The 4298-nt window shown below is 68.5% G+C and carries 6 protein-coding genes and 1 tRNA gene; 2 read left to right on the top strand and 5 right to left on the bottom strand.

The features are described 5' to 3' along the window. Positions 1–65 precede the first annotated feature (65 nt). A complete protein-coding gene (gene metC, locus AC2W7C_RS14005; protein WP_486001986.1) occupies positions 66–1079 on the top strand; it encodes a cystathionine beta-lyase in 1014 nt (337 codons plus the stop codon). On the opposite strand, the gene AC2W7C_RS14000 is transcribed toward metC, so the two are convergent. Continuing rightward, positions 1072–1539, bottom strand: coding sequence for a hypothetical protein (locus tag AC2W7C_RS14000; RefSeq protein ID WP_486001985.1), 468 nt, complete (start codon positions 1537–1539; stop codon positions 1072–1074). The two genes, metC and AC2W7C_RS14000, sit on opposite strands and share 8 nt — an antisense overlap. Before the next feature lie 183 nt (positions 1540–1722). Here AC2W7C_RS14000 and AC2W7C_RS13995 point away from each other — a divergent pair, with 183 nt between their 5' ends. Next, complete coding sequence (locus AC2W7C_RS13995) at positions 1723–2400, top strand: DUF3885 domain-containing protein (protein WP_486001984.1); 678 nt, start codon at positions 1723–1725, stop codon at positions 2398–2400. Between the two features lie 98 nt (positions 2401–2498). Here AC2W7C_RS13995 and AC2W7C_RS13990 read toward each other — a convergent pair. From AC2W7C_RS13990 to AC2W7C_RS13975, 4 genes are all read right to left on the bottom strand, one after another. Beyond that, positions 2499–2575, bottom strand: a tRNA-Arg gene (locus AC2W7C_RS13990). 117 nt (positions 2576–2692) lie between these two features. Beyond that, positions 2693–3001 (bottom strand): ETC complex I subunit, encoded by a 309-nt coding sequence (locus tag AC2W7C_RS13985; RefSeq protein ID WP_486001983.1) that lies wholly within the window; start codon positions 2999–3001, stop codon positions 2693–2695. Positions 3002–3079: 78 nt separating this feature from the next. Beyond that, positions 3080–3361, bottom strand: a complete 282-nt coding sequence (locus tag AC2W7C_RS13980; protein WP_486001982.1) for a hypothetical protein — start codon at positions 3359–3361, stop codon at positions 3080–3082. Further along, positions 3331–4041: a hypothetical protein gene (locus AC2W7C_RS13975; protein ID WP_486001981.1), complete on the bottom strand. Its 711-nt coding sequence runs from the start codon at positions 4039–4041 to the stop codon at positions 3331–3333. The genes AC2W7C_RS13980 and AC2W7C_RS13975 overlap by 31 nt, the downstream gene beginning before the upstream one ends. Positions 4042–4298 lie beyond the last annotated feature (257 nt).

The raw sequence follows: 4298 nt of genomic DNA, 5'->3' as shown, positions 1-4298 counted from the left end.
CTCGACCCTGCTGAACGACGCGCCCGAGACGATGCGCGACGGGTCGATCGGCCCGACCCGACGGCATCGAGGATCTGTCGGCGGCCCGCGAGCTCCGCGCCGCCGTCGCCGATCTGGAAGGCGCCGCCGACGCCTGGCTGCTGCCGTCCGGACTGGCCGCCGTCACCGTCCCCCTCACGGCCCTGCTGCGGGCCGGCGACGAGGTCGTGACCACCGACGCCCTCTATGGGCCGACCCGGCGCTTCCTGAAGCGCCATATGGGCGCCCGCGGCGTCACCACCGTCTTCCACGATCCCGCCGCGACGACGGACGAGATTCTGGCCCTGTTCACGGACCGCACGCGGATCCTGCTGATCGAGTCGCCGGCCTCCCTGACGTTCGAGTTGCTGGACGTCCCCGCCCTGGCCGTCGCCTGCCGCGTTCGCGGCGTGATCACCGTCATGGACAACACCTGGGGCGCCGGCTTGGCCTTCCGCCCCCTGGGCCATGGCGTCGACGTCAGCGTCCAGGCCGTCACTAAATACGTCGGCGGCCATTCCGACCTGCTGATGGGCGCCGTCGCCGCCGCCGATCCCGCGATCCGGCGCGCGATCCTCGAGACCATTGAGGACCTGGGCTGGCGGGTCTCGCCCGACGACGCCTGGCTGGCGCTGCGCGGCCTGCGCACCCTGCCGCTCCGCTACGCCGAGCAGGAACGCTCGGCCCGCATCGTCGCCGAATGGCTCCAAGCCCGTCCCGAGGTCGCCGAGATCCTGTGGCCCGCCCTGCCCGGCTCGCCCGGCCACGCGCTGTGGAGCCGCGACTATTCCGGCGCCGCCTCCCTGTTCGGCGTGGTCATGAACGGCGGCGACGCCGCCGCCGCCCATGCCCTGATGTCGGCGCTGGAGCTGTTCGGCCTGGGCTATTCCTGGGGCGGCTTCGAGAGCCTGATCACCTGCGAGACCGGCCAGATGTCCGCCCGCCGCTCGCCGCCGAGGCTGGCCGGGCCGCTGCTGAGGCTGCACGTGGGCCTGGAGGACCCCACCGACCTGATCGCCGACCTCGAGGCGGGCCTGGCCGCCTGGCGCGCCTCTATTTGAGCTTCGCCCGCGCCGTCTTCAGCCTGGCCTTCAGGGCATCCCGCGCCTTGGCCTGACGTTTCGCCAGCGCCGCGGCCGCCTTGTCCAGCGCCGCGCGCTGGGCCTCGAGCCGATCGACCTCGGCGGCCTGATCGGCGTCCAGCGCCTCCAGGTCCGCCTCCAGCGCCTTCACCCGCGCCCTATCCTTCTCCGAGGGCCTCTTCCTCTTTTCCGCCCGGTCAGGTCCGGGCGCGGGCGCGACCTCGCCGACATCCACCGAAAGGCCCCGCTCGATCAGCGTCCCGGGCGACTTCAGGGCCGCGTCATGGTCGGGGCCGTCCTGGATCTGCCGGGCCGATCCGTCCTTGAACAGGTCCCGGCTGACGCCCCAGGCCTGCAGCGCCTTCGGCCGCGACGAGGCGGCCACGGTCCAGGCGTGGAAGCCGTCGGAATAGCGGAACACCTTCAGCTTGGCGGGCATCCCTCCAGAACGGTCCGGCCAGCCGCCGGTTCAGTCAGGAATGGCCATCACGGGCGACGGGCGTGCCGAAGACAGTATCCGGCGATGCGGTTGCAGCCCCTCGGAGTCCGGAAGCGCTGTTCCGGTTTCGGCCCTTAGGTCCAGTTTGCTGATGACGCTATTGGTGCGCTTCTCATCCGATCCATGGCGGATGTTTGGACACTTGATTATCATGTGTTGATGAACGCGGACCTGATCCAAACGATAGACGCTACGTTCGGATGGCGGGGGTTTCCGGACGCCATGTTCTACCACGCCCCTTTCGGTCTACGGTTCGAGCTGGGTGGTGGCTTGGACATGGGGCCGCTTCGCTTCATGCAGGCCCTCGACAGGGCGCGAACGATCGCCGCCGCCCTGTTTTCGGACTCTGAAACACTCATCGCGGTCGTTTCCATATACGGTGAGGAACGCATCACGAGACGACACTCGGCAGCGTTCCGGCAGTTGCAGCATATTGGCTTTCCACACGCCTTCGGACTGGCGACGAAGGTCCCGCAGAACGACCAAGACTACATCGATCAGTTTGGCGGCGACCTGTTCCGTCATTGGTATGGTGCGCAATTCGCCAACGATGACGCGTCGCTCTCTGCCCTCATATGGGCCAGCATAGCTCGGGGGATGGACATCCAGCCCAAGGCGCGTTGGCTGGACACGATACATGTCGCCGACCTTCGGAATCGTCTCGCTCTCACGGTCTATGACGACCGGGGGATGGATGTGATCGGGCCTGGCGGACAGCCGCTCACCTCGCTCTATCAGAAGTTCAATGCGTGGCTTTTGGAGTACGATCGCGCCGAGATGGACGCGAAGTTCTTCTCCTGATCGCATCACCAATGCCCACCTCCCGTTCCTTGGCAGCCCTCCTTCGGCTTCCGAGGTGACCACCGGTGAACAATGGCTTCAGCCCGATCCCGCCCCCCTGGCGCGCCCTGCAGGATTCGAACCTGCGACCGTCCGCTTAGAAGGCGGGTGCTCTATCCAGCTGAGCTAAGGGCGCTTGAGATGGGGTTCAGGCGTTTATCGCACCCGGCGGCGGCTCGGGAACGCGAACCTATCGCGCCTCAAGTAGCCGATAGGCGATAGGCGCGCCAGCAAGCACTAGCCGCCCTGGCGGCTAGTGCGTCCAGGGCTGCTTGCGGTAGGTGGCGAAGTTGTCGGCGTAGGCCTTGATGATCACCGGCGGCTCCTGCGGCTCGTGCAGGCGGAAGGCGATGCCGTGCCGCTCGGCGTAGGCCACGGCCTCTTCCTTCGTGTCGAAGGTCAGCCGCACTTGGCCGTTCATGTCCGACGACGAGGTCCAGCCCATCAGCGGATCGATCGTCCGCGCCGAGGCCGGCTCGAACTCCAGCCGCCAGTCTCTCGACTTGGCCTTGCCGGACTGCATGGCGGTCTTGGCGGGGCGGTAGATGCGGGCGATGGCCATGGAAAACCTCGGTCGAACGCCGTGAAGGCGCGCGGGCTGAGATAGCGGCTGGTTCGCGCGGGGTCCAGCGCCGACGATCTAGGTCGCCTTGACCTGCCCCGGCAGCGGCGGCTGCTGCACGGTGAGGTCCCTGCCGCCCCAACCCCAGAAGAAGGTCGGCTGGACCTTGAACCCCATCATCGTGCTCTCCGGCGTCTGGGTCCAGCACACGGCCCGGGCCATCACCAGGACCCGGAACTGATAGTAGGCGTCCTTCGACGGCTCCTCGGCCTTCACGCCCTTGCGCCGGTAGATCTTCTGCTGGGTGTCGGGGAACAGGAAGAGCTGGCTCAGCTCCGGCTGGAACGTGGTCTGGGACACCGAGACCGGCGAGGGAATGTCTCCTGGCGGACGAAGGGCGGGAAGTCCGACGCGCCGACGATGTAATGCACCAGGGCGGCCCGCTCGTCGGACAGGTTCTGGATGCGGACGTCGGGAATGGAGGTCGAGGTCCCCCAGGACACGGTCGTGGAGTCCGTGGCCGTCGCGGTCGGGCTGTCGCCGAAGAAGCCGACGCTGCCGCCGAATGTGTGGCTGCCCCCGGTCGAGAATTGGGTCGCGCCTTCGGTGGTGCCGGGAAACGAGCTCGCCAGCAGCCCATTGTCCGGGTTCTGGAGCGGCCCCTCCTGGTAGTCGCCCTTGCCGGGCAACGTCGTGAAGGCGCCGGGCGAACGGCCGTCCGGCCCCGCCGGCTGGACGTCGCGCCCTCCGTCGCGGACCGGCTCGACATAGACCCAGTAGTCGGTGACGCGCGGCTGGCCGATGTCGCCGTTGGGCCCGAAACTGGGCCGCAGCACCAGGTCGTGGACCAGGACGATCCCGTTCATCAGCCGACCGCTTCCTTCGGTGTAGGTGGTGGCGAAGGCCTCGACGTTCGAGACCACCTCCACATGGAACGGCGGCGGCCACCCCTGGCCCAGGGGCGTCTGGAACGCCTCGACCCCCAGCGTCTGGGCGAGTTGCTTGTACAGCGCGGCTGGATCCGAACTCGAGGTCGGCATGGGCTTGCTCCGGGTTATGAGGTCAGGCGAGAGGCGGCGCTTGCGTCACGGCTCGCCCGCCGGACCTTCGGGCGCGGGTCCCGGGTCCATCCCGCCGCCTCCGATGTTTGGCCCCGCGCCTCCGCCTCCGCCGCCGTCCGGCGCGGGATCCGGCTCAGGGGCGGGCCCGGGCTCCGGCGCAGGCTGACCTTCGTTCGGACCGCCCGCGTCGGGCTGATTGACGTCAGGCTGATGAGCGTCGGGGCATGGGGATCGGG

It is taken from the genome of Brevundimonas sp. CURTG3B2_SDJG, assembly GCF_057364705.1.
This window is presented reverse-complemented; position numbering and strand designations above follow the sequence as displayed.

Bases quoted from the DNA above. Each gene is read 5' to 3' on its own strand.
- AC2W7C_RS14000 (WP_486001985.1), bottom strand. From the start codon at position 1,539: ATGCCCGCCAAGCTGAAGGTGTTCCGCTATTCCGACGGCTTCCACGCC.
- AC2W7C_RS13995 (WP_486001984.1), top strand. From the start codon at position 1,723: ATGGCGGATGTTTGGACACTTGATTATCATGTGTTGATGAACGCGGAC.
- AC2W7C_RS13985 (WP_486001983.1), bottom strand. From the start codon at position 3,001: ATGGCCATCGCCCGCATCTACCGCCCCGCCAAGACCGCCATGCAGTCC.
- AC2W7C_RS13975 (WP_486001981.1), bottom strand. From the start codon at position 4,041: ATGCCGACCTCGAGTTCGGATCCAGCCGCGCTGTACAAGCAACTCGCC.